Raw genomic sequence first — 22537 nt, 5'->3', positions numbered from 1 at the left:
TGCGAGGTCGGTAGACTGGGACGCTATGGCTGACGGCCCCCTCATCGTGCAAAGCGACCGCACCGTGCTGCTCGAAGTCGCGCACCCCCACGCGGAGACGGCGCGCCACGAGCTCGCCATCTTCGCCGAGCTCGAGCGCGCACCCGAGCACATCCACACCTACCGGGTCACCCGACTGGGGCTCTGGAACGCGCGCGCCGCGGGGCACAGCGCCGACGACATGCTGGCCACCCTCGACCGCTGGTCGCGCTTCCCCGTGCCCGCATCGGTGTCGATCGACATCCGTGAGACGGTGAACCGCTACGGACGTCTGGTCATCGAACGGGATGCCGAGGGCGCACTCGTGCTGCGAGGCTCCGACCCCGCGGTTCTCGCCGAGATGGCGAAGAACAAGCGCATCCAGCCCCTGCTGATCGGCCACCCCTCCCCCGACACGTACGTGATCGACGCGTGGGCGCGCGGGCACATCAAGCAGGAACTGCTGAAGATCGGCTGGCCGGCGGAGGATCACGCCGGCTACACCCCCGGCACCCCGCACGAGATCGATCTGCACGAGGACGGCTGGACCCTGCGTCCGTATCAGCGCCAGGCCGTCGACATCTTCAGCGAGGGCGGCTCGGGTGTCGTCGTGCTTCCCTGCGGCGCCGGCAAGACGCTCGTGGGGGCCGCGGCGATGGCCGAGACGAAGACGACGACCCTCATCCTCGTCACCAACACCGTCAGCGCGCGCCAGTGGCGCGACGAGCTGCTCAAGCGCACGACGCTGACCCCCGAGGAGATCGGCGAGTACTCGGGACAGACCAAGGAGATCAAGCCGGTCACCATCGCGACCTATCAGATCCTCACGGCGAAGCGAAAGGGCCAGTACGCGCACCTCGCGCTCCTGGATGCGCTGGACTGGGGCCTCATCGTCTACGACGAGGTGCATCTGCTTCCCGCACCGGTCTTCAAGCTCACCGCCGACCTGCAGGCGCGTCGCCGACTCGGACTCACCGCGACGCTCGTCCGAGAGGACGGGCGCGAAGGGGACGTCTTCAGCCTCATCGGCCCCAAGCGCTTCGATGCTCCGTGGAAGGAGATCGAGGCCCAGGGCTTCATCTCTCCGGCCGTCTGCTACGAGGTGCGCGTCGACCTCCCGCCGTCCGACCGCATGGAGTACGCGGCATCCGCCGACGACGAGCGCTACCGTCTCGCCGCCACGGCCCACGCGAAGATCGGCGTGGTGAAGGATCTCGTCGCCCGCCACGCGGGAGAGCAGATCCTCGTCATCGGCCAGTATCTCGATCAGATCGACGTGCTGTCCGAGGCTCTGGACGCACCGAAGATCACCGGAGCGACGCCCGTGGACGAGCGCGAGGAGCTGTTCGCCGCCTTCCGTGAGGCGCGCCTGCCTGTCCTCGTCGTCTCGAAGGTCGCGAACTTCTCGATCGATCTGCCCGACGCCTCGGTCGCGATCCAGGTGTCGGGATCATTCGGCTCGCGCCAGGAGGAGGCGCAGCGGCTCGGACGACTGCTGCGTCCGAAGTCGAACGGGCACACGGCGAGCTTCTACACGCTCATCGCGCGCGACACGGTCGACCAGGACTTCGCGCAGAACCGGCAGCGCTTCCTCGCCGAGCAGGGCTACAGCTACACGATCCTGGATGCCGAGGGCATCGCCGCCGCGTAGCTCACCACACGGGAGCCGGTGGCGGCAGGACGAGCGTGCGCGGCAGCGGACGACGCGCCAGCATCCACTCGACGATCGCGACGTATCCGGCGATCAGCAGGAACGACCACAGAAAACTGACCAGTCCCGTCGAACTCTCGGTGGGGCTGGAGCCGGAGGCGAGCGAGAGCAGGAACGCCGAGAGGTTGTTCACGACGTGCAGGGCGATCGCCGCCTCCAGTCCTCCGGTGCGCCACGTGAGCCAGCCGGCAGCGACGGCAAACAGGCCGACGCCGATCTGACCGAGCAGGTCGTAGCCGTGCCCGAGGACGAACAGCGGCACGGGCAGGAGGATCGCGAACGCCGGATGCCGCAGCCAGCGCCCGATGCTCTGCATGAGGTACCCGCGGAAGATGTACTCCTCCGCCGCCGCCTGCACGGGAACGAGCAGCAGCACGACCACGAGCGTGATCGGCCAGGTCGGGGCCGGGCCGCCCGTCGCGGGCTCCTCCGTGCCGCCGGGGAGGAGGAGACCGACCACGGTCAGCACGGCGGACACGCCGACGGCGAGCGCACCGCACAGCAGCATCCAGCGCCAGCGCAGCCGTCCCGCGGCCGAGGAGACGAGCCCGACCCGGCGTCCGTTCACGATCAGTGACGCGAGGATGTAGGCCGGAAGCATGAGGGCGATCGTCCCGAGCAGGATCGCGACCATGAGGGGGTCGCCCATGTCGACGCCGCCCGACTGACCGAGGCGTGCGAGGTCGTCCAGGCGCTCCGGGTCGCGGAAGAGCGCGATCCCGATGACGACCATGACGAACACGAGGAACCCGAGGTAGATCGCGAGGCCCAGGATGCCGGTCACCAGCGGGGTCCACCATCCCGACCGACGGCGCGCGAAGTTCAGCCGGTGGAAGGCGAGACCACCGATCACGGCGTCGACCGGGAGGGCGCGGGCCGTGCGGACGATCGTGGGCGGGACGGGCGGCGTCGGGGGTGCGAACAGCGGTGCCGACGGGGGGACGGGGACCTGCGGCGCGGGCGTCGTCATCCATCCATCTTCTCCGATATCCAGCAAAGGGAAGGGTTGCGATGCCAGGATGGGGCTATGACCGCACCGCGCATCCTCGTCGTGGACGACGAACCGAACATCCGGGACCTGCTGGTCACGAGCCTCAGGTTCGCCGGCTACCAGGTGCGCGCCGTCGCGAACGGCGCGCAGACCATCTCGGCCGTGCTCGAAGAGGAACCAGACCTCATCATCCTCGACGTGATGCTCCCCGACATGAACGGGTTCAGCGTCACCAAGCGCCTCCGCGGCGCGGGGTACACGGCGCCCATCCTCTTCCTCACGGCGAAGGACGAGACCGAGGACAAGATCGAAGGGCTGAACGCCGGTGGCGACGACTACGTCACCAAGCCCTTCTCCCTCGACGAGATCGTCGCGCGACTCCAGGCGATTCTCCGACGCACCATGCAGGCCGACGAGGAGTCGACCATCCGCGCCGGCGAGCTGACCATGGACCAGGACACGCACGACGTCACGGTGGGAGACGTCTCGATCGACCTGTCCCCCACCGAGTTCAAGCTCCTGCGCTATCTCATGCTCAACCCCAACCGGGTGCTCAGCAAGGCGCAGATCCTCGATCACGTCTGGGAGTACGACTTCAACGGCGACGCGGGCATCGTGGAGAGCTACATCTCGTACCTGCGCCGCAAGATCGACCCGTACTCCTCGGAGCCGCTCATCCAGACCAAGCGCGGCTTCGGCTACATGCTGAAGGCCGGCAAGACCGCCTGATCGCGGGGCGATGACGGCGGACGGCGTGTACGCGGCACACGCGAAGAAGAACGACCGCCTCACCTCGTGGTGGCGCGGCATCAGCCTGCGGGCCAAGGTCACGGGCGTCACCGTGGCCGTGCTGACCGGCGGACTGCTCGTCGCCGGGTTCGGTACAGCGGTGTTCCTGCGCAACGCCCAGATCGCCGAGCGCGACCAGTCGATCAGCCAGACGGTGACGCTCGATCAGGCCAGCAGCCTGCTCAACGTCGAGGTCGTCGACGGGGTCGCCAAATTCGAGCCCGCCGACTATCCGCCGCTGACATCCTTCTACATCGCCGTCTACGGGCCCGACGGCACGAGGCTGGCCACCGGAGGCCCGCCCTCCGACAACCCACCGGTGTTCCCGGCCACGTTCGGTCTCGACAGCACCCTCATGCAGGGCACGACTCCGTTCGATCTCACCTCGGCCGACGGCAAGACGACCTTCCATGCCGCCGTCGACATCCTGCAGATCCCGGGAGCACGCGAGAACAACGTCCAGCTGCTCGCCCTGCCGTTGACGCCCGTGAATCAGACGGTGGCGAGCTTCGTCGGCATCTACACGATTCTGGCGCTCATGACGATCCTGGTGAGCGCCCTGCTCACCCGCTGGCTCGTCACGCTGGCGTTCCGGAGCCTCGGGCAGGTGGAGCAGACGGCGATGTCCATCGCGCGGGGCGACTTCGGCCAGCGCATGGGCGACATCGCTCCCGGCACCGAAGTCGGGAAGCTCAAGACGGCGATCAACGCCATGCTCGACCGCGTGGATCAGGCGCTCGGCCAGCGCGACGCCACCGTGCTGCAGATGCGACGCTTCATCGGCGACGCCAGTCATGAACTGCGCACACCCCTGGTGACCGTGCGCGGATACGCGGAGCTGTACCGGATGGGCGCCATCTCGGGCGACGAGCAGACGGCGCAATCGATGGAACGCATCGAGAAAGAGGCCATCCGCATGGGCGGCCTCGTCGAGGACCTGCTCGCCCTCGCCCGCCTCGACGAGCGCCGTGACATCGTCGTCGCTCCCGTAGACCTGCGCCCGATCGCCCGCGACGCGGTGCTGGATGCGCGCGCGACCTCGCCGGAACGGACCGTCTCGTTCGTCGACGACGACTCACGCCCGGCGGTGCTGCGTCCGGCATCCGCGCCGCCCACGGCCAGCGCCCCGACGCGTCGACGGCCCCCGACCGCGGCGATCGGTGCACTGCTGCGACGCCGGCCGCGCGCCGACGGCGAGACGGTCACAGCACCTTCCCCCGCCCCTGCGGTGCCCCTGCCCTCCGAGCGGGAACCCATCGTCCTGGGCGACGAGAACCGCATCCGCCAGGTCGTCGCGAACCTGCTCGGCAATGCGCGCCGCTACACACCCGACGGCTCGCCGATCGAGCTCGCCGTGGGCGTCGACGAACCGGGCGGAATGGGATGGATCTCGGTCATCGATCACGGCGAGGGCATCGCTCCGCAACTGCGGGAGAAGATCTTCCAGCGGTTCTGGCGCGCAGACACCTCACGCACGCGCGAGACCGGCGGCTCTGGTCTCGGTCTGTCCATCGTGGCGTCGGTGGTCGACGCGCTGCACGGATCGATCGTGGTGAGCGAGACGCCCGGCGGGGGTGCCACCTTCCGCGTCGCCTTCCCGCTCGCGCAGAGCCGCGACGCCGCCGAGCACCTCTTCATCGAGACCCAGCCCCTGCCTCGGCTGCACATCGAGCCCTGAGACGCCGAGCCGGCGACGCCGCGCGCCGGCTCCTCCCCAGCGCCTCTCCTGAGCGCATTCTGCACGCGCGCACTCGCCGTCATCGCGCGCCCTTGCACCGCTGGGTAGCGTGGCGCCACACCGACGAAAGGAGCTCACCATGACCGCGTTCAGTGTGGATTCGGATGCCGTACTCAGCGCCACCGGGGCGATTCGCGCGACCGCCGATCGCCTGCAATCAGAGACCGCCGCGATGCTCGGCCAGCTCACCCAGCTGCAGAGTGCGTGGACGGGCAGCGCCGCCGTTGCTTTCCAGGGGTTGGTCGATCGGTGGCGGGCCGCACAGACCGAGCTGGAGAGCGCGCTCGGCGACATCGGCACCGCCCTGGGGAACGCCGGCGCCCAGTACGCGCAGACCGAGAGCTCCGCCGCGAGCATGTTCCGCTGACGCGGTCGTCATCGTGCTCCGTCACGCAGAAAGGCCCCTCCGAAGAGGGGCCTTTCTGTGGAGATCCGGACTCAGAAGTCCATGCCACCCGTGGGGTCGCCGGCCGGAGCCGCAACCTTCTCGGGCTTGTCGGCGACGACGGCCTCGGTCGTGAGGAACAGACCGGCGATCGACGCGGCGTTCTGCAGAGCCGAGCGCGTCACCTTGGCCGGGTCGATGATGCCCGCGGCGAACATGTCGACGTACTCGCCGGTCGCGGCGTTCAGGCCCTGGCCGACGGGGAGCTCCGACACCTTGTTGGCGACGACGCCCGGCTCGAGGCCGGCGTTGAGCGCGATCTGCTTCAGGGGCGCCTCGATGGCGACCTTGACGATGTTCGCACCCGTGGCCTCGTCACCGGTGAGCTCGAGCTTGGCGAACGCGTTCTTGCCGGCCTGGATGAGGGCCACGCCACCACCGGGGACGATGCCTTCCTCGACGGCCGCCTTGGCGTTGCGGACGGCATCCTCGATGCGGTGCTTGCGCTCCTTGAGCTCGACCTCGGTGGCCGCGCCCGCCTTGATGACGGCGACGCCGCCGGCGAGCTTGGCGAGACGCTCCTGGAGCTTCTCGCGGTCGTAGTCGCTGTCGGTGTTCTCGATCTCGCGCTTGATCTGCGTCACGCGACCCTCGATCTGCGCCGACTCACCGGCGCCCTCGACGATCGTGGTCTCGTCCTTGGTGACGATGACCTTGCGGGCCTTGCCGAGCAGGTCGGTGGTGGCGTTCTCGAGCTTGAGACCGACCTCCTCCGTGATGACCTGGCCGCCGGTGAGGATCGCGATGTCCTGCAGCTGGGCCTTGCGACGGTCGCCGAAGCCGGGAGCCTTGACGGCCACCGACTTGAAGATGCCGCGGATCTTGTTGAGCACGAGGGTCGCGAGAGCCTCACCCTCGACGTCCTCGGCGATGATGACGAGCTCCTTGCCCTCCTGGATCACCTTGTCGACGATCGGCAGCAGGTCCTTGATGTTGGAGATCTTCTGGTTCGCGATGAGGATGTACGGGTCCTCGAAGACGGCCTCCTGGCGCTCCGGGTCCGTGACGAAGTAGGGGTTGATGTAGCCCTTGTCGAAGCGCATGCCCTCGGTGAGCTCGAGCTCGGTGCCGAACGTGTTCGACTCCTCGACGGTGACGACGCCTTCCTTGCCGACCTTGTCGATCGCCTCGGCGATGAGCTCGCCGATCTCGGGGTCTGCGGCGGAGATGGATGCCGTGGCGGCGATCTCCTCCTTGGTCTCGACCTCCTTGGCGGACGCGAGCAGCTCGTCGGAGAGCGCCTTGACGGCCTTCTCGATGCCCTTCTTCAGGGAGATGGGGTCGGCGCCGGCTGCGACGTTGCGCAGACCTTCGCGCACGAGGGCCTGGGCGAGGACGGTGGCCGTCGTGGTGCCGTCACCGGCGACGTCGTCCGTCTTCTTGGCGACCTCCTTGACGAGCTCCGCGCCGATCTTCTCGTACGGGTCGTCGAGCTCGATCTCCTTGGCGATCGAGACACCGTCGTTCGTGATCGTGGGGGCGCCCCACTTCTTCTCGAGCACGACGTTGCGACCGCGCGGGCCCAGGGTCACCTTGACGGCGTCGGCCAGGATGTTCAGGCCACGCTCGAGGCCACGGCGGGCCTCCTCGTCGAAAGCGATGATCTTTGCCATAAGTGTGTCGTCCCTCCCGGACGTGAGGATGAGTCTTTAGCACTCGCGATGATTGAGTGCTAACTCATTCTGGCACTCTGGCATGACGAGTGCAAGCCGCGCCGAGCGGGCGCGATGGGAGGGCCGGACGGCGTCAGGCGACGACGCGGACCGACTCGGCCTGGGGGCCCTTCTGACCGGCTCCGACGGTGAACTCGACCGTCTGCCCCTCCTCCAGGACGCGGAATCCCGACATGTCGATGTTGGAGTAGTGGACGAACACGTCCTGGCCGTCGGTCACGGTGATGAAGCCGAAACCCTTCTCGGCGTTGAACCACTTGACGGTGCCTTGGGCCATGCGAATCTCCTGATGCTGCGGTGGGACGTCGCAATGCTAACCAGCGCGAGAGCGGCGAAATCGCCGTTCCGGCAACTGTTGACACGGGCGCATCGAACTGTTCACACGCGCGAAACACGCTCGGCGCTCATGACCACGCTCGTGATCACCGGGCGGTGGGGTCAGCCGGCCGGAGTGGCTCCGGCATCCGTGCGATCCGCGCCGATGACGACGACGAGGAGCTTGCTGCCGTCGCCACCCGCAAGAGAGGCGTAGGCGTCGCTGAGGGTCACCGCCGCGCCGCCGATCACCTGGGCGAGGCCGCGCGCCGCCCCTTCTTCGGCGGGGTCGGAGTAGAAGACCGTCGTGGTCGGGAAGTCCTTGGAGCTGGCGTCGCCGGCGGTGACTCTGTCGGACGCCCATCCGGCCGCGACGATGGTCTGCGCGAGGGAGCCGGCCAGACCCGACTGCGTCGTCGCATTGAGGACCGTCACCGCGTAGGACGTGTCGATGCCCGGCTCGGCGGTCGCGATGGTCGTCGGCGTGGCGCTCGGCGTGGGAAAGAGGGTGACGCGGCCAGTGGCGATCAGCGTGCCGAAGATGCCGACCGCGACCAGAACGACGATCGCGATGATCGACCACAGCACCACGACTCCGCCTCGCAGACGCGGATTCTCGGCGCGGTGAGCACCGATGCGCCCTCCCTCGAGGGCGAGATCATCGAAGCGGTCTTTCTGCGGGGGCGTACTCGGCACCCCAGAATGCTATCGGCCTGTTCCCGTGCGGACGGCGGGAACGGCCGCGCGTCCCTCGCGCTCGCTCTCGCGCGCGTCGCGGAGCCGGCGCAGACGGTGCACCAGCATGGCGTCGTGCGCCGCGGCATCCGGTTGATCGATGATGCGGGCGAGCAGCTGGTAGTACCGGGCCGGCGCCAGGTCGAGTTCGGCGCGGATGGCCTCCTCCTTCACGGCGTCGTGTGCGATCCACCGCGACTCGAAGTCGAGGAGGAGACGATCGCGGTCGGAGAGGGGCACGTCCTCACGCTAACCCCGTCAGCCGCACCCGCCGGGATGCCACTCCAGCCATCGCCCAAGAGGATCGGCACGGCCGAGGACGATGCCGTCTCGTGCGAGCGCGAAGCCCTCCGCCGCACACGTCGCCGGCGCGCCACCGCGCCAGCCCTCGTGGAGAGCGGGGGCATCGAGGGTGATCCATCGTCCTGCGGCGGATGCCGCCTCGATCAACGCGTGTCGCGCATGCCATCCGAGATGGGCCAGGACACCCGGCGTCTGAACGACGAGTGTCGTCTCCCGCGGCGCCGCCGCGGCCGCGCGGGCGAGCTGTTCGACGCCGTCTCCCGCGAACATGAGGGGCGGGTCCGCCGCCGCGATGCGCAGCGCGGAACGCACCCGATCCGCGCGTCCGGTCTCGCCCGGCCAGACGAGAGCCGTCAACCACGCCTCGGTGGCGGGGTCGGCCGGATCCAGTGGCGCGAGATCGATGCCCGCCCGCCAGACGATCTCCGGATGCCGCAACGGGGGCACGTGCTGACCGCGCAGCTCGCTCTCGAGCACGACCGACGACGCCCCGTCGGGGGGATCGAGCACGATCTCGCCGGCGACGCCTCGATACCGGTACGAGTAGCGGTCGGGGTAGAGGCACAGTCCCGCGCTCGCTCCGACCTCGAGCAGCGCGATCGGCCCGTCGATGCCCGCAAGCGCGGGCAGCAGGGCGGCGCACCGGAGGGGTTCGTTGGTCTGCAGAGAGCGCGCCCCGCATTCCGCGACCAGCTCGTCGCCGTGGGCGAGCACCCATTGCCGCCACTCGCGGTACCCGCCTTCGCCGGATCCGAGCATCCGAGCGGCGGCGAAGACGAGCGGGGGCTGACGATGAGAAGGCGCGATCCGACCGAGCACCTCCTGCGCCTCGGCATCCGCCGCGACTCCGGCGGCCCACTCGCCGTACAGCGCGGAACGTCCGGGAGCCTCCTCGCGGGCGAACCGGCCATAGCGGGCCGACACCGATTCTGGGAGGGAACTCATGGGTGACATTCTCGCGGGCCGAGCCGACCGCGGCCTGCGTCGGGTTGAATGGTGGGTGGAGTAAGGAGCCAGACATGACCTACCGCGTGACCAAGACCGACGACGAGTGGCGTTCGGAACTCACCGCCGAACAGTACGCGGTGCTCCGCCAGGCGGGTACCGAGCGCGCCTGGACCGGCGAGCTGCTCGACGAGAGCCGCGCCGGTCTCTACACGTGCGCCGCCTGCGGCGCCGAACTGTTCCAGAGTGGAACGAAGTTCGACTCGCACTGCGGGTGGCCGAGCTTCTACGAGTCGGTGCGCCCCGAGGCCGTCGAGCTGATCGAAGACCGCAGCCACGGCATGGTCCGCACCGAGGTGCGCTGCGCGAACTGCGGCTCGCATCTCGGACATGTCTTCCCCGACGGCTTCGGCACGCCCACCGGCGACCGGTACTGCATGAACTCGCTGTCACTGTCGTTCACCCCGGCCCCGGAGGCGGACGCGTCGTGATCGAGACGGTCACGGATTATCCCGCACTGGCGGCGGTGCGAAACCGTCGCTCCTGGTCGAAGGTGACGGATGCCGCGCCCGCCCGCGCCGAGCTTCTCACCCTGATCGCGGCAGCGGGGCGGGTCGCTGACCACTCCTCGCTGCGACCGTGGCGTGTGATCGAGCTGCGCGGAGATGACCGGGCGACGCTCGGCGCCGCGATCGCCAAGGCCGAGGGCGACGACAAGCCGTCGACGAAGCCTCTGCGCGCCCCGCTGCTCCTCGCCGTGGTCGCCAGCTACCGCAAGAGCGAGAAGGTTCCGCGCTGGGAGCAGGAGGCGGTTGCCTCGGGCGTCGCCCATGTGCTCAGCCTCCTGCTGGATGAGGCGGGCTGGGGCGTCATCTGGCGCACCGGTCATTACACGCGAGCCAAGGCGGTCGCCAAGGCGCACGGACTCACGAAGGACGAGGAACTGCTCGGCTGGCTGTATGTCGGCGGCAAGCCCAGCGGCGCACGTCCCGGCCGGCGCAAGAGCGTCGATCCGCGCGCACATCTGAGCCGCATGCCCGCCTCCGCGAAGGCGGCGGACAAGGACGGCGGGGCGACGACGACCGGCGCGAAGAAAGACAAGAAGAAGAGCTGACGGGCCCTGGCGGCCGATCAGTGTCGCTGTCGCCGCCAGGGGGCGAGGGCGACGATGACCGAGCTTGCGGCCACCACGACCATCAACAGTTCGGTTCCCCAGCCGGGCCCGGCATCGGCGGGCCACACGGCATCGAGGGCGAATGCAGTGGCGAGCTGGCCGACCACGACGCCGAGGCCGAGCAGCAGAACGCCGGTGTGGGCGACGAGCGCCGCCGACAGGAAGATGTAGATCACTCCGACCACGCCGCCGAGGTAGAGCCACGCCTCGGTCGGCAGTGCGCGGGGCGCGCCGACGACGGCGACGTGAACGATGGCCGCGATGGCGAGGACCACCGTTCCACCGAAGAAATTGACGAAGGTCGCGGTCAACGGCGTCCCGACGCGCTGGCGCAGCCGCCCGTTTGTCGCCTGCTGCCACGCGATGCCGACACCGGCCAGAAAGGGCAGCACCAGCATCCACAAGGGCACGCGCTCCACCACGCCGCCCTGCAACGAGATACCGACGGCGATGAGGGCCAGCGCGCCGCCCGCGATGCGTGGCATGGTGACCGCGACGACGCCCGCCGGGCCGTAGCCGACGCGGTCGAGCACCAGGCCGTTCAGTGTCTGTCCGGCCACGACCCCGACAGTGAACAGGGAAACGCCGATCACGGCGACGGCGAGGCCTTGCGTTGCGACGGTGAGCGCTCCGGCGAGGCCGCCTGCCAGCATCCACCACGGGATCGTGCGCGCCCGGATGCCGGCGACCAGAGCGCCGAAACCTCGGCGGCCCGTCGGCAGCAGCGCCGACACCACAGCCAGCACCAGGAGGCCCGACCCGAAGGAGATGACCGCGGCGACGAGCCCGTCACCGATGCGCAGACCGAGTTGCCCGTTGATGCGGGCTTGGAGCGCCGTCAGCACGCCGACCAGCACGGCACCACCGAGAGCCACACCGGCGGGAAGCCGGGGCGTCGTCGGTGCGGTCACGACTCCTCAGCCTAGCCGGGCGCGTGGGAGAGGAGCCGATCGGTCAGTCGTAGCCCAGAATGCAGATCGCTTCGGTGACGGTGTCGGGTTCGGTACGCGGCTCGTGCTCGTCCACGGAATCGAATCTAGGGGTGCGAGCCGGCGGATGCCGAGCGCATCGCCGTGGATAACGCGATGGACACGCGATGGACGCAGCGGACTCGCTACGATCACCGCATGGCCTTTCGCGACCTCCCCGCCCCCGAGCGCCGACTCGTCATCTGGCAGTTCGTCGGCGTCGGCACTCTGATGATCGGCGTGGGCGTGCTCGTCTGGGCAGCCGTCGCCTACTATCAGTCGGTCAGCCTCGGCTGAATCGAGTTCGCGCACCCGGTGCGCTCAGGCAACGCTGAGGGGCCTCGCTATCGCATCGCACGGCGGGCGATCACCATCGCCGCTACGAAGCCGACGATCGCCTACTCGAGAACCTTCTGCGCCTCTTTGCGTACCCACGTGCGGTCATCCCGGAGAAGTCCGCCGAGCACCGAAGCGGGCAACCGCACCTTTCGCTTCCGGAGCGCCGACACGGCGTGCCCATTGACGTCACGATCCGCCAACAACCCCAACAAGACCTGATTCGCCTCCGGATGCTTCGACTTGGCGAACCCGAGCACAACCATCTCTCGTCCCCGCCTATACCGCACATCCGTCGCCAGATCGACCAGCTCGTCGAAGTACGCATCGTCCCAAATGATCTCCAGAGCGCTCCCTGTAGCCCACCGTGCTCCCAGGTTGGTTGGGTCAGATGCGCGCCGGAAGAACCGAATGAGCGCCGGAATAGCGACCGGCTTCGCCCATGGCACACTCAGTGCGCGGACGATCTCCTCTGCTTCGCGATCATCCGTCTCTCGTTCCAGAGCATCCACCAACACGGGGATGGCGCTCACGTATCGGATGCCAGAACGTCGCAAATCAGCCAACGACGAGGATGCGTAGCCGAGGGTCGCGAGCTGCGAGAGGATCGACTCTTCGCTGGATGGGTGAACGACATTCATGGCGGCGTGAACCGATCGATCGTGCCGAGAAATCGACTCCTGCAGGGCCGGAACTCCCGGCCTACCCGACGCGAGCATCGGGCGGGATCGGGAGACATCGTGAAAGCCCGACGGGCACGAAGCTCGAGTTCCAATCGGCGATCCGACCGTCCGCCTCCTTTGGCGACACCTCTGTGTAGTCAGGCGGCGCAGCCGTGAGCCCTGGGACCCTGCCGAGGAAGAAGTCGGCGTCCGACGCCTCGAAGGAGAGAGATGCCCCGGGCGCCGGCCACATATCGAGCTCGAATCGCACCATCCCGGCGCGACGATGGGTGGTGGAACTCCCGACCGGCCAGGCCGACAGCCCACCGCTTCGCGCTGGGCTCGACCATGAAAGCTCTCGAACACGCCGTGCCACAAGCACACCTGTGTTCGCATCCCGGACCTGCAACGACGGGCGCATCTCGAAAAGGAGCCCGGCAACACCCGTCACGGCATCGAACCGGACGGACAAGAGCTGTGCTTCCTGTAGGGCACCTTCCTGAGCGAAGGGATCGGCCTCGGCGGCCGGCAATCCCGCTAGATCAACGCCGTGAGGGCGTAGCACGTCTGCAAGAGGAATCACTGCCAGAAACTAGCCGATCGTTCCGTCGGCGTCCACCGTGCCGAGATCCGAGAGGCCGGCCGCTTCCCAGCGTGCAATCGATGCCGCGGTCGTGGGGCCTTCGCCGGCAAGAACGACATGGAAGGGAACAGCCGGGCGGTCCCACCATTCCCCCAAGGCGATCGGTGTTCCCCACTCCAGCGCAGCGTGCTCGAGCGATGACACCAGCCACTTCAGAGACGCCGGCGACTCATCCGCCAGCACTTGATCCGGCTCAGTCAGGAGAACGACGAGCCCAACGTCACGAGAGAACTCGTCCGCTTCACTGATGCACTCGTCGAACGCATCCCTGTTCTCTCCGAAGTAGGTGGGGAACTGCAGAGCAGCCGCGAACTCGTCGAATACGCCCGCCGCGTCCCTCATCTTCCGCCCGCGCACAACGCGCACCGCAACTCCCAGCCCCGTGCTCCACTTCCACCGGGCCGTGGCGATCTCGTTTCGTCTCCCGGCAAGCAGCACAAAGGCGCTCCCCATCCCCGCCCGCAGAGGTTCCACAAGGCTTGTCACTCCATGGCCCCTCGAATAGTCACGAACGTCGAGTAATGGACGTCGGTCCAGTATGCCGACCCGTCTGACTACGTCACAAGACGCCCCCAGCTGGCGCACCGACCTCCGGAACTCCTCTGCGCGGCGTCAGTAGAGTCGGATCATGAGGGCGAACATCATCGGCGGGGTTCTGCTCGTACTCCTGGGCCTCATGCTGACGTTCCTCAGCTTGCCCTATGCCGCGCAGGGCTTCATGGGGTTTGCAGGAGTAGCGAGCGGTGTGGTTGTCGCCCTCTCCTCCATCAAGCCGTTCCTGGCTGCTCGAGCGATCCACGCGCATCGAGCACCGTAAGCGGTCACTTCCTTCAGGGGCACGCAGCCTCGCATCTCGCGGGAAACGACCATATGACGGGGGTGAGACGGGCGGCATCTACCGATACTGCTCAGGCACGCGGTGCAGACGGTCGGGCACTGCGAGATCGTCATCGACGATCCTGGGTTTGAACAGAGGCGCACCGGCGGCGAGCCACCGATCGCGGAAGCGAAGCGAGCTGGAGGGCGTTGAGTCCTCGTATCCATGTTCAACACGGCAGCAAGGACAAATATCCCAGGATGGGTCTTCTCCGCTCGTTCCCCACGGAAGGTCCGGCGGCTGGTAGCCGCAGATTCGACCATAGAGTTCCGGTTCATGGCGCATTGACGTCGTCCAGATTGCTCGAATGCAGAGTACGGACCTGACGTGTCCCAGCGGAGCCAACCGGGTACGCCTCCAGAACCTTCTGCGCCTCTCTGCGCACCCACGTGCGGTCATCGTGGAGCAGTCCGTCGAGCACAGAAGCGGGCAACCGCACCTTTCGCTTCCGAAGCGCCGACACGGCATGCCCATTGACGTCACGATCAGACAACAACCGCAGCAACACCTGATTCGCTTCCGGACGCTTGGACTTGGCGAACCCGAACACGATCATCTCTCGTCCCCGCCCATACCGCACATCCATAGCCAGATCGACCAACTCATCGAAAGCCGCGTCATCCCAGGACGTCTCCAGCGCGTTACCTGCGGCCCAACGAACACCCATATTTGACGGCACATCAGCTCGACGGAAAAACTGAATGAGCGCGCGGGTCGCCGTCGGTCGCGCCCACGGAACGCTCAGCGCACGGACGATCTCCATCGCGACACGGTCATCATCTGATCCTTCGAGCGCCTGTACAAGCACGGGGATCGCGCTGACGTACCGGAGCCCAGACCGACGCAGGTTTGCCAGCGAGTCGAAGTGGTATCCACGGCGGGCGAGCTCTTCCAGCACCACCTCTTGACCTCCTGGCGCGGTCATACTCTGCCCGTCTCGTAGAAGAGCCTGCCGTCAGCCTCCTGGGTTTGCAGATAATCGGCGACTCGGGAAGCGACCCTCTGATTCTCCGCGTCGATCGCGATCAGCTTGGGGGTCCCCCGCTCCACCGCTCCTCCAAGACCCATCACACGGTCCTGGACCTCGGCCTGCGTCTCGGCTGAGAGGTCAGAGAAGAGCACGCGGAAGACGTAACGCCCCGAATGCTCCGTCACGCGACGGACGCTGAAAGCTCCTTCCGACGTCGTCTCGGTTTCGACAACGTCTCCGAGCGCGACGTCGTAGAGGAAGAACGGTATGCAGCAGACCTCGAATGTCGATTCGGTCAGCTGCCGGCACCACAGCTGCTCATGTCGGTCCTGCTCCGGCAACGGCGCGACGACGATGAAGTTGGCACGCTCTCGCCAGATGGGCTCGTGGTGCGCCGTGTACTGCCTGGGTGTTCGATTCACTGTGGGCCTCCACGCCGCACGTCCCGAGAGCCGTCTCTCGGCGATGCCGGATAGCGATCCGCGCCCTCACGGCGTTGCAGGGCAGACAGATCCTCCGCTCCTTCTCGGATGACGGCGCGAGCATCGAGCTGCTGCTTCTGCCCTTCAGCTGTCGCCACGACCGATGCTCACGCTCCCCAGTCCAGTCCCCGGTTGCATCGCTCTCGTCGCCAGCCACAGCTGACCCGTGACTCCCCAGTAGACCGCCATGTCTGTGAGCTCCAGGTTTGTCACAGCATCCGCCCCGCCGAGGAACAACGGGACTCGGTACCCAACGCAGTAGTCATGGCTGATCGGCAGCGTAGGCCCGCACTCATTCACCCACTCCAAGAAGAAGGCTGACGCAAGCGCAGCGTCTTCGTATTCGTGCAGCGTTGAGTCATGGAAATCGTCGAACGTCGCGGGGATCGTCAGGATCTCTCCCGTCCCGGGTTCGACGAGAAGCACCGATCGGAAACGTGCATCTTCCGCAGCCGCGGCGTCGAAGCCGAACTGACGCCCGAGCCAATCGAAGGCGAAGGGGCGGATGTCCGTCGTCGGAAACATCTCTGAGATCCACTGTGCTGCGGCCGGGCCCGACTCATCGTCATGAAGTCGGTAAAGACCGCCACGAAACGATGCCCCTGCGAACTCGTCCATGAAGGACGAGTATCCGGGCACCGTAAGCAGTGCGTCATCGTGCCAGGGCAGGCCTGCACTCGACACCACGTCGCGTCGTGCGCCGAACTCGCGTCGGAACTCATCGAACATGAGGCTCCTTACCTATCGACATATTGCCATGCAGACCCACGCCTCCGCCGCTCAGGCCTTGGCCACCTCAACTCTGCCGATAACAAGACCCCCGCCACCGCGGAATCGCAGCATGGTCGACGAAGAGAGCCGGCCCGGGAACCGCGCCAAGCTCACCGCCTCCATTCAAGTAGCCGAGATGAGTCTCGCCGGCGAGAATGTGACTCTCGAGAAGAACGTCGGCGACACCGAACATCCGGATCGACCGTCGACGAGGACGTCTTTCTCGGATACAACTGCGTCAGCTTCCTCCCACGCTGCGCGGCAGTGACGCGGACCCCGGATGGCTCGGACAGCACCAGAAGCTCTACGAGCACACAGGATCTGTCGCAACGATCCAGAGGGGCGCATGCCAGTACGTCCCCGGCCTTGGACGGTTCCTCTCCGTCGATCCCGTAGAAGGCGGCGTCGAAAATGACTACATCTACCCCACCGACCCCATCAACCAGCTCGACCTGTCCGGTCAATTTGCAATGCTCGTAGCCGCGGCGCCTCTGGCGATTCTCGGCCCCATCGGGTGGGCCGTACGTGGCGTTGTGGCCGTGGCTGCCGTTGTCGCCGTCGTTGGCGTTGCGGCGGAACAGATCGCGCGTGCCGAGCCACGCGTGGTGCCCCGTCCCAGCGGACGAAACTACAGACCGGACAAGAACTACCCCGTTTACGAGATCACAAAGGCCGGGCAAACGCGGAAATACGGGATCACCAGCGCCAAGAGCGCCCAGCGTCGACCGCAAGCTCAGCTGTCCAGGTGTGGATCTGACGGCAGCTACAGATAGCGAAACGAGAACATTCTGTCGGGGTCGAAGACCTCACGCCCACGCTGCTCGACTGGCGAATCAGGAAACCGGGGATCGAAGCCCGCCTGTTAGTTCGCGATCCTGCCCCGTTGATTCCCCTCAGCCCGGGGAGCCGACCCCGGTCGATGGGACCGTTCTCGCTCGAACAGCAGCTGTACGCCGCGCGCCTACCGCCGTATGCAGGAGTATCGCTCTTCGGAGTGCGGACCATCTGGAACGAGGATTCCGACACATTGCACGACAGGTATTCCCTAGCTCTTACCGACACCAAAGAGAGCGCAGTTGCACTGGTCGGTGAGCGCTTTCGACACGACTTGCCGCACGTCGACGTTGGGACAGTGATAGTGGAGGTCGACGATACGCGGCTGGAGACGGTCTCTGGGTCCGCGACTGTCTACGCGACATCCCGACAATCCAGACTCGACCTTCCCTCATACGTGCACAGTTTCGGACTCAGCGCGATCGAAGCGTCGTAAGGCCCCTCCATAGAATTGGACGATCATCATCAGTCTCACCAAGCAGGGCCCGTGGCGATCCATGACGCCCCCCAGAGAGATGCGCTAATGCTCGGTATTGAGTTCGTCATGGCGTCATCACGCGTTGGTGCGTGGATGTACTCGTTTCTGCTTCTTTGCAGTGGCCTTGCATGCGCAACGCTCTTCTCCATCGGGGTCGTTCGCGGGGACTACCTGCAGGCGGCCTGGGCCGTCGCAGTACTTGGATTCGCTGCAACCCTCGTCTATCAGTTGCGGATCAAGCCGCGAAAGATCGTGCAGAGAGTAGCGCACAAAGCAACGGAGTCAGGGCAGCTCGCTCTCGCTCTAGCGGCCGTCGCTACCTTTCCCTATGGGCCCGATGATCGACGCGGGATGAGAGATGACGGAGCAAGTGTCCTCTATGCAGACCGATCGCGTCTGCGCATCGTCGACCGGCACGGAGCGACGCTCGTCGATTTGCCATCTGATCAGATCGTCAGCGTAGGCAGTGTGCGGTTCCTCCCCTTACCCGGGCACGCTCGAGCCGTACGAGTCGCTGATGTGCAGGGACGAACGTGGGACGCTTACCTGATCGGTGGCGGCGTCGGGCTCTTCTTCCCACCGAAGGACTGCCGCGTGGACGAGGCCACCCGTGCTGCTGCTTCGATTCTCGAGCTGGGCGACGATGGAGACATCTCGAGCGCAGAAAACTGAGTGCGGTGTGGGGGATGAACCGGCGACAAGTTCAATCCAGCCCGCGAGTGTGTGCAGAACTGAACCCTTTCCCTATCGCGACCGAAGCCCCCTTGGGTCACCTCTCGCTGCTGCGCTCAGGACAGATCGCCCTGCAGCTGCTCCATCCACTTCTCGAACGCCAGCTGCGCAGCGGCGCGATTGGCATGCTCTCCGAGTCTGACCCGGTACGGCTGCATCCCATCGATCTTCAGGTCCGCCGCGTCGACGACGATCCCCATCGCGCCGCCCATGCAAATGGGCATCACGCTCACCAGGTGATCGACGTTGACCCAAAGCTGCGGGTTCCGATCGACGTCGGGGATCGGTATCAGCTTCATCGCCCGCTCTCCATCCGCCCCTGGGTGCGCAGGCTGATCGACTCACCCTCGGCTTCCGCGATCGCGGCGAGAAAGCTCAGGAACAGCTTCGACCACGGGTCACGCGGGTCGTAGACCGTGTGGCCCATCTGGAAGATCGCTCCCCGCCCAGTGAGATCGCGAGCCATGTGCAGCGTGTCCTCGACGTTGCGGGCCAAGCGGGTCATTTTCGGCACCGCGAGGGTGTCGCCGGATTTTGCGGACGTGGAAGCCCGTGCGCACGGACAGCTCCACCTCGTCCCACATCTCGAAGGGGTCCAGATCAACACTCATATCGCTCATAGCCACCACATGCACGGCGCCGGACGAGTTGCGTCGGAGAAGCCTGGTCAGGTAGGGCGACGTATGCGCGAAGGGTCGCCGAACGCCCTCCCGCGTGATTCCACGGAAGTCAGCTGGTCAGAGTGTCAGATAGACAGTGCCGGCTACAGGACTTGAACCTGCAACCCCCGTATTACCAGAGCGGGCATCTGACGAGCTGACTTTGCCGCGAGTAGTGGCCCTACATGACCGAGCGCAACCAGTCGAGCACTCCTCCAGCCAGTGCTATTCGCCACCCATTCGCCACCCGAGAGTCCGCACCGGCGATGGCGACACCGATTCCTCAGAGCTCGGGCAAGCTCCCCAGTGGCCGCCACCTCTCGCGCCCCGCCGTTCATGCAATAAGAGCAACAAACCGGCGAAGTTCGCGCACGTGCCGTCGATCGTTCGGATCGACACCGCGATCGAGTACAGCGGACACTCGGACACGGGGCAGCTGGAAGCTGATGAATGGTCCCCGAGGAAGATCATCGTCGGGCACGAGCTCGTGATCCTCAAGATCCACTCGGTAGAGCCAGCCTCGGCCCGTTCCGGGCATCCGCGTCGTCCAATCGGCCGCGAACGCGGCAGCAAGAGCACGCTCCGTGGTGACATAGACGAGGTCTTCCGACGTCATTACGCGCGTGAATCCGGCAGCTTCGGACCTCTCGCGCATGCTCGGCATGCCCGACAGAGACGGCGGAAGAACCCAGTCGCCAGGGCGTAAATCGGGCGCACCACCATGGAAGAGTGACACGCGGCCAGCCCTCACCTGAGAATCAAGCAACCGTAGTTCAGTCGTGTCCACGCGCTCACGCTACGCCGACTGGTCTCGGCTCGGCGCAAATTAGGCCAGGAGCAAGTCGCGCACCACCGGTCGCAACCGCGCGTGATCCTTGGCGCGCCCGTCACAAGATGGCCGCACGGCACGTCGGAGGACTGCGCGAGCGTCACCGCCAGCCGGCGAGAACCGGTGTGGCTTGGGTCGGTGATCGACGGCATTTAGGCGAGTTCGCCGCGAGGATCGCCCACGGCTGCCGCTCCGCGGCGGCTACGAGCCGCAGAGCGGATGGCGATCCCGCACAGTATGACACCGGTTAGCACGCCGGCAGGTGCGGCGAGCAGGCCGAGGTAGAGGGGCACCGTGCCTAGGAAACCAGCGACGAAGCCGATAGTGAGGGCCCAGTCTCGCGTCATTCCGCCGCGCTGAAGACTCGGCGCGGTCGCGACGGCCACAGCAATGCCGATGAATGCAGCACTCAACGCGCCCACCGCCCACAGGCTCTCCACGTTTGGGATGACGCCGCCGCCATCTCGAAGAACTGCAAGGTTCAGGGCCGCCATAGCCGCGAGCGCCGCGAATGCAGACGCGACCACCGGCACAGCGGTGCGGACGCTCCATCGCCCGTCAGTAGCTGCACGAAGACTCCAGACCGAGGCGCTGAGCAGGAGTGGACCGACGAAGAGCCACAGCGGATTACCTACCGCGTTGTTACCACCCAACGCAAGGATGTACCCCACTGCGAGCGCAACCGTTCCGAGCCCAGACGCGGCAATCGGGAGGAGATGGCGAGTGCGCTCGAAGAGACCAGCAGCTCGCATCGCCGCCCGCTCTTCTTGGCTGAGCTGCGTGGAGTCGGAGTGCTCAGAACGCTCCATATGCAAATCAATGAGCGCAGCCCCGTGCGTTTCGCGCCACCTCCGCGGGTACCAGCGAAGCATCCGTTCGACATCGCGCTCGATCGTGCTCATGCCGTGACCGCCTTCCCGTTAACTTCCCGAAGTCGTCGCTGAGCTAGCTGAGCCTGAGCTGCGAGCTGGTCGGCGCGGCGCTTCAGTATCTGCATGCCGTCTGTGGACAGCACGTAGTAACGCCGCGTGCGCTTGTGCACGACTTCCTCACCGTCGGGAAGAATCCAGCCCTTACTCGCCATGGATTCCAGCGCGGCGTAAAGAGTGGCGATGGGGAGAGACTTCTCGAGCTGGTCTTCCGCATCGCGTAAAAGACCGTAGCCATGCCTGCGGCCCGAGGCCAGCGAGGACAACACAGCGAACTGCAGATCAGTGACGCTCATGTCACGCATCGTATCAGACATATATTCCGCTTGCTCAGAATATATGGCGAAGTGAAACTCTGACTGAATAGAGTTACCCCAAGCGGGCCGCCGCCCAGCGCCGAGCCATGGACGGTAGGCGCACCACAACGCGCGCGGGTAAACCGACGCGCACCGATCGAGGAGGATCGTTCGCAATGAATCGACGACTGCATGCGGGACTGTGCATGGCAGCAATTGGAGGGTTGTTGATTGCCTCGCTTGGCGCAACGGCGGCCGTCGCCGCGGATAAGCCCGGCGACGATGTCTTGAGCGCCCTCGCCGCAACCGCCCAGACCGACGAGGCTCCCGATGTCCTGTCGAGCACTGCCGACCCTGCCAGTGTCGGTGTTACCGTCCCGGGCAACTCCTCCGACCCCATTGTCATCGCATCGGGTGACGCAGCGATAGAAGTCACTCTTCCCGGCGCTGCAGCTGATGCGGTCACGATCGGGGACGGCCTTGTGGGCTTCGACGGTGGAGATGGGTCGACGTCCGTTCCAGTCGCGAAGATGGACGGTTCCGTGCAGCTGATTTCCGTTATCGACGGCCCCTCTAGCCCCACGGAATATCGATACGAGTTCGACTTGCCCGCTGGCGCGACGCTCAACCGCGTCGAGGATGGCGGCGTGGCGGTGAAAGCTGCAGACGGCAGTGTGCTCTTCGGCGTACTTGCGCCCTGGGCTGTCGACGCCAACGGCGACGCTGTAGCCACCAGTTACGCCATCGCAGGCAACGCTCTCGTCCAACACGTCGCTCACGGATCGTCGAACGTTTACCCGGTGGTTGCAGATCCGTGGCTAGGAGGCACATGGGTCGAGTCATGGTCCTGGTACAGCGGCGCTACTCGCATCGCGATGACGCCGACTCTGTTCGCGAAGGCGGCGTGCCCGGGCAACGTCGTCTGCGCCGCCACGTGGCAGGGAGTAGCGCAGTCCGAGCTCGCCAACGCGCAGGTAACTAGCGGCAACAAGGCGAAGATCAACCGCGCCACGACCGGTAACCAGATTGGCTGCCACATGGTCGGAGGCGCCTTCAAGTCTCCGTGGAACCTCGAAACTGACGCCGCCGATAAGGGCCTGCTCGGTTTCATCGCGTCCGCCTGCAACTAGACACGACTATCTCGGTGGCAGCCGGGTGTTCTCCCGGCTGCCACCTTCGCGACGAAGAAAGGCCCCTATTCGCCACCCATTCGCCACCCGTAAGCAGCTTGTCC

At 66.3% G+C, this 22537-nt stretch carries 27 protein-coding genes; 10 read left to right on the top strand and 17 right to left on the bottom strand.

Annotated elements, in window-relative coordinates:
* The first annotated feature begins 25 nt into the window (after window positions 1–25).
* Window positions 26–1669, top strand: a complete 1644-nt coding sequence (locus tag CEP17_RS01400) for a DNA repair helicase XPB (protein ID WP_112930979.1) — start codon at window positions 26–28, stop codon at window positions 1667–1669.
* A 1-nt stretch (window position 1670) separates the two neighbouring features.
* On the opposite strand, the gene CEP17_RS01395 is transcribed toward CEP17_RS01400, so the two are convergent.
* Window positions 1671–2699 (bottom strand): type II CAAX endopeptidase family protein, encoded by a 1029-nt coding sequence (locus CEP17_RS01395; RefSeq protein WP_239498559.1) that lies wholly within the window; start codon window positions 2697–2699, stop codon window positions 1671–1673.
* A gap of 57 nt (window positions 2700–2756) precedes the next feature.
* Here CEP17_RS01395 and CEP17_RS01390 point away from each other — a divergent pair, with 57 nt between their 5' ends.
* From CEP17_RS01390 to CEP17_RS01380, 3 genes are all read left to right on the top strand, one after another.
* On the top strand, window positions 2757–3449 hold the full coding sequence (locus tag CEP17_RS01390) for a response regulator transcription factor (protein ID WP_036286419.1): 693 nt from the start codon (window positions 2757–2759) through the stop codon (window positions 3447–3449).
* Window positions 3450–3459: 10 nt separating this feature from the next.
* Entirely contained in the window at window positions 3460–5187 is a 1728-nt protein-coding gene (locus tag CEP17_RS01385; protein ID WP_112930978.1) for a HAMP domain-containing sensor histidine kinase, read from the top strand.
* A gap of 139 nt (window positions 5188–5326) precedes the next feature.
* Window positions 5327–5614 carry a WXG100 family type VII secretion target gene (locus tag CEP17_RS01380; RefSeq protein ID WP_036316606.1) on the top strand — a complete coding sequence of 96 codons (288 nt, stop codon included), beginning with the start codon at window positions 5327–5329 and terminating at the stop codon, window positions 5612–5614.
* A gap of 71 nt (window positions 5615–5685) precedes the next feature.
* Here the strand turns inward: CEP17_RS01380 and groL are convergent, their stop codons facing one another.
* The 5 genes from groL to CEP17_RS01355 all read right to left on the bottom strand — a co-directional run bounded on the left by groL (window position 5686) and on the right by CEP17_RS01355 (window position 9663).
* Window positions 5686–7305 (bottom strand): chaperonin GroEL, encoded by a 1620-nt coding sequence (groL, locus tag CEP17_RS01375; RefSeq protein WP_039411874.1) that lies wholly within the window; start codon window positions 7303–7305, stop codon window positions 5686–5688.
* A 133-nt stretch (window positions 7306–7438) separates the two neighbouring features.
* Window positions 7439–7642, bottom strand: coding sequence for a cold-shock protein (locus CEP17_RS01370; RefSeq protein ID WP_005051075.1), 204 nt, complete (start codon window positions 7640–7642; stop codon window positions 7439–7441).
* A gap of 161 nt (window positions 7643–7803) precedes the next feature.
* Window positions 7804–8376, bottom strand: a complete 573-nt coding sequence (locus CEP17_RS01365; RefSeq protein ID WP_112930977.1) for a LytR C-terminal domain-containing protein — start codon at window positions 8374–8376, stop codon at window positions 7804–7806.
* A gap of 9 nt (window positions 8377–8385) precedes the next feature.
* Window positions 8386–8655, bottom strand: a complete 270-nt coding sequence (locus CEP17_RS01360; protein WP_036316065.1) for a DUF3263 domain-containing protein — start codon at window positions 8653–8655, stop codon at window positions 8386–8388.
* An 18-nt stretch (window positions 8656–8673) separates the two neighbouring features.
* Window positions 8674–9663 carry a DUF2332 domain-containing protein gene (locus tag CEP17_RS01355; RefSeq protein WP_112930976.1) on the bottom strand — a complete coding sequence of 330 codons (990 nt, stop codon included), beginning with the start codon at window positions 9661–9663 and terminating at the stop codon, window positions 8674–8676.
* A gap of 74 nt (window positions 9664–9737) precedes the next feature.
* Here CEP17_RS01355 and msrB point away from each other — a divergent pair, with 74 nt between their 5' ends.
* Both msrB and CEP17_RS01345 read left to right on the top strand, forming a co-directional pair.
* The gene (msrB, locus tag CEP17_RS01350) at window positions 9738–10154 is read left to right on the top strand and encodes a peptide-methionine (R)-S-oxide reductase MsrB (RefSeq protein WP_112930975.1); all 417 of its coding nucleotides are present in this window, start codon (window positions 9738–9740) and stop codon (window positions 10152–10154) included.
* The gene (locus CEP17_RS01345; RefSeq protein ID WP_112930974.1) at window positions 10151–10777 is read left to right on the top strand and encodes a nitroreductase family protein; all 627 of its coding nucleotides are present in this window, start codon (window positions 10151–10153) and stop codon (window positions 10775–10777) included. Before msrB ends, CEP17_RS01345 begins: the two co-directional genes overlap by 4 nt.
* A gap of 17 nt (window positions 10778–10794) precedes the next feature.
* Here the strand turns inward: CEP17_RS01345 and CEP17_RS01340 are convergent, their stop codons facing one another.
* Complete coding sequence (locus CEP17_RS01340) at window positions 10795–11748, bottom strand: DMT family transporter (protein ID WP_112930973.1); 954 nt, start codon at window positions 11746–11748, stop codon at window positions 10795–10797.
* 216 nt (window positions 11749–11964) lie between these two features.
* Between CEP17_RS01340 and CEP17_RS01335 the strand changes: the two genes are divergently transcribed.
* Entirely contained in the window at window positions 11965–12102 is a 138-nt protein-coding gene (locus CEP17_RS01335; protein WP_198013032.1) for a hypothetical protein, read from the top strand.
* A gap of 101 nt (window positions 12103–12203) precedes the next feature.
* Here CEP17_RS01335 and CEP17_RS01330 read toward each other — a convergent pair whose 3' ends face one another.
* Together CEP17_RS01330 and CEP17_RS01325 are read right to left on the bottom strand one after the other, a co-directional pair.
* Window positions 12204–12674 carry a hypothetical protein gene (locus CEP17_RS01330; RefSeq protein WP_162722380.1) on the bottom strand — a complete coding sequence of 157 codons (471 nt, stop codon included), beginning with the start codon at window positions 12672–12674 and terminating at the stop codon, window positions 12204–12206.
* Window positions 12675–13395: 721 nt separating this feature from the next.
* The gene (locus tag CEP17_RS01325; protein ID WP_204359846.1) at window positions 13396–13932 is read right to left on the bottom strand and encodes a barstar family protein; all 537 of its coding nucleotides are present in this window, start codon (window positions 13930–13932) and stop codon (window positions 13396–13398) included.
* Between the two features lie 142 nt (window positions 13933–14074).
* Between CEP17_RS01325 and CEP17_RS01320 the strand changes: the two genes are divergently transcribed.
* On the top strand, window positions 14075–14263 hold the full coding sequence (locus CEP17_RS01320) for a hypothetical protein (protein ID WP_112930970.1): 189 nt from the start codon (window positions 14075–14077) through the stop codon (window positions 14261–14263).
* Window positions 14264–14597: 334 nt separating this feature from the next.
* On the opposite strand, the gene CEP17_RS15035 is transcribed toward CEP17_RS01320, so the two are convergent.
* The 3 genes from CEP17_RS15035 to CEP17_RS01305 all read right to left on the bottom strand — a co-directional run bounded on the left by CEP17_RS15035 (window position 14598) and on the right by CEP17_RS01305 (window position 16504).
* Complete coding sequence (locus CEP17_RS15035; protein ID WP_162722379.1) at window positions 14598–15224, bottom strand: hypothetical protein; 627 nt, start codon at window positions 15222–15224, stop codon at window positions 14598–14600.
* A gap of 20 nt (window positions 15225–15244) precedes the next feature.
* Window positions 15245–15715 carry a DUF4265 domain-containing protein gene (locus CEP17_RS01310; RefSeq protein WP_162722378.1) on the bottom strand — a complete coding sequence of 157 codons (471 nt, stop codon included), beginning with the start codon at window positions 15713–15715 and terminating at the stop codon, window positions 15245–15247.
* Window positions 15716–15859: 144 nt separating this feature from the next.
* Window positions 15860–16504, bottom strand: a complete 645-nt coding sequence (locus CEP17_RS01305) for a T6SS immunity protein Tdi1 domain-containing protein (protein ID WP_112930967.1) — start codon at window positions 16502–16504, stop codon at window positions 15860–15862.
* 1363 nt (window positions 16505–17867) lie between these two features.
* On the opposite strand from CEP17_RS01305, the gene CEP17_RS15030 reads away from it, so the two are divergent.
* The gene (locus CEP17_RS15030; protein WP_162722377.1) at window positions 17868–18530 is read left to right on the top strand and encodes a hypothetical protein; all 663 of its coding nucleotides are present in this window, start codon (window positions 17868–17870) and stop codon (window positions 18528–18530) included.
* Between the two features lie 116 nt (window positions 18531–18646).
* Here the strand turns inward: CEP17_RS15030 and CEP17_RS01300 are convergent, their stop codons facing one another.
* From CEP17_RS01300 to CEP17_RS01285, 5 genes are all read right to left on the bottom strand, one after another.
* Window positions 18647–18889, bottom strand: coding sequence for a hypothetical protein (locus CEP17_RS01300; RefSeq protein ID WP_112930966.1), 243 nt, complete (start codon window positions 18887–18889; stop codon window positions 18647–18649).
* A complete protein-coding gene (locus tag CEP17_RS15305; protein WP_275427305.1) occupies window positions 18886–19197 on the bottom strand; it encodes a recombinase family protein in 312 nt (103 codons plus the stop codon). Before CEP17_RS15305 ends, CEP17_RS01300 begins: the two co-directional genes overlap by 4 nt.
* 386 nt (window positions 19198–19583) lie before the next feature.
* Window positions 19584–20036: a hypothetical protein gene (locus CEP17_RS15025; RefSeq protein WP_162722376.1), complete on the bottom strand. Its 453-nt coding sequence runs from the start codon at window positions 20034–20036 to the stop codon at window positions 19584–19586.
* A 194-nt stretch (window positions 20037–20230) separates the two neighbouring features.
* Entirely contained in the window at window positions 20231–20980 is a 750-nt protein-coding gene (locus CEP17_RS01290) for a hypothetical protein (RefSeq protein ID WP_112930964.1), read from the bottom strand.
* Window positions 20977–21303, bottom strand: coding sequence for a PadR family transcriptional regulator (locus CEP17_RS01285; protein WP_039411848.1), 327 nt, complete (start codon window positions 21301–21303; stop codon window positions 20977–20979). Before CEP17_RS01285 ends, CEP17_RS01290 begins: the two co-directional genes overlap by 4 nt.
* Window positions 21304–21479: 176 nt before the next feature.
* On the opposite strand from CEP17_RS01285, the gene CEP17_RS01280 reads away from it, so the two are divergent.
* Window positions 21480–22433 carry a hypothetical protein gene (locus CEP17_RS01280; RefSeq protein ID WP_156122576.1) on the top strand — a complete coding sequence of 318 codons (954 nt, stop codon included), beginning with the start codon at window positions 21480–21482 and terminating at the stop codon, window positions 22431–22433.
* Window positions 22434–22537 lie beyond the last annotated feature (104 nt).

The sequence above is a fragment of the Microbacterium sp. PM5 genome (assembly GCF_003293595.1).
Classification (GTDB): Bacteria; Actinomycetota; Actinomycetes; order Actinomycetales; family Microbacteriaceae; genus Microbacterium.
This window is presented reverse-complemented; position numbering and strand designations above follow the sequence as displayed.

Excerpts from the sequence above, each read along its gene's own strand:
- CEP17_RS01370 (WP_005051075.1), bottom strand. The coding sequence starts at position 7,642 with ATGGCCCAAGGCACCGTCAAGTGGTTCAACGCCGAGAAGGGTTTCGGC.
- CEP17_RS01300 (WP_112930966.1), bottom strand. The coding sequence starts at position 18,889 with ATGAAGCTGATACCGATCCCCGACGTCGATCGGAACCCGCAGCTTTGG.
- CEP17_RS01355 (WP_112930976.1), bottom strand. The coding sequence starts at position 9,663 with ATGAGTTCCCTCCCAGAATCGGTGTCGGCCCGCTATGGCCGGTTCGCC.
- CEP17_RS01335 (WP_198013032.1), top strand. The coding sequence starts at position 11,965 with ATGGCCTTTCGCGACCTCCCCGCCCCCGAGCGCCGACTCGTCATCTGG.
- groL (WP_039411874.1), bottom strand. The coding sequence starts at position 7,305 with ATGGCAAAGATCATCGCTTTCGACGAGGAGGCCCGCCGTGGCCTCGAG.
- CEP17_RS01280 (WP_156122576.1), top strand. The coding sequence starts at position 21,480 with ATGAATCGACGACTGCATGCGGGACTGTGCATGGCAGCAATTGGAGGG.
- CEP17_RS01320 (WP_112930970.1), top strand. The coding sequence starts at position 14,075 with ATGAGGGCGAACATCATCGGCGGGGTTCTGCTCGTACTCCTGGGCCTC.
- CEP17_RS01305 (WP_112930967.1), bottom strand. The coding sequence starts at position 16,504 with ATGTTCGATGAGTTCCGACGCGAGTTCGGCGCACGACGCGACGTGGTG.
- msrB (WP_112930975.1), top strand. The coding sequence starts at position 9,738 with ATGACCTACCGCGTGACCAAGACCGACGACGAGTGGCGTTCGGAACTC.
- CEP17_RS01290 (WP_112930964.1), bottom strand. The coding sequence starts at position 20,980 with ATGAGCACGATCGAGCGCGATGTCGAACGGATGCTTCGCTGGTACCCG.
- CEP17_RS01385 (WP_112930978.1), top strand. The coding sequence starts at position 3,460 with ATGACGGCGGACGGCGTGTACGCGGCACACGCGAAGAAGAACGACCGC.
- CEP17_RS01390 (WP_036286419.1), top strand. The coding sequence starts at position 2,757 with ATGACCGCACCGCGCATCCTCGTCGTGGACGACGAACCGAACATCCGG.
- CEP17_RS01400 (WP_112930979.1), top strand. The coding sequence starts at position 26 with ATGGCTGACGGCCCCCTCATCGTGCAAAGCGACCGCACCGTGCTGCTC.
- CEP17_RS01380 (WP_036316606.1), top strand. The coding sequence starts at position 5,327 with ATGACCGCGTTCAGTGTGGATTCGGATGCCGTACTCAGCGCCACCGGG.
- CEP17_RS01395 (WP_239498559.1), bottom strand. The coding sequence starts at position 2,699 with ATGACGACGCCCGCGCCGCAGGTCCCCGTCCCCCCGTCGGCACCGCTG.
- CEP17_RS01285 (WP_039411848.1), bottom strand. The coding sequence starts at position 21,303 with ATGAGCGTCACTGATCTGCAGTTCGCTGTGTTGTCCTCGCTGGCCTCG.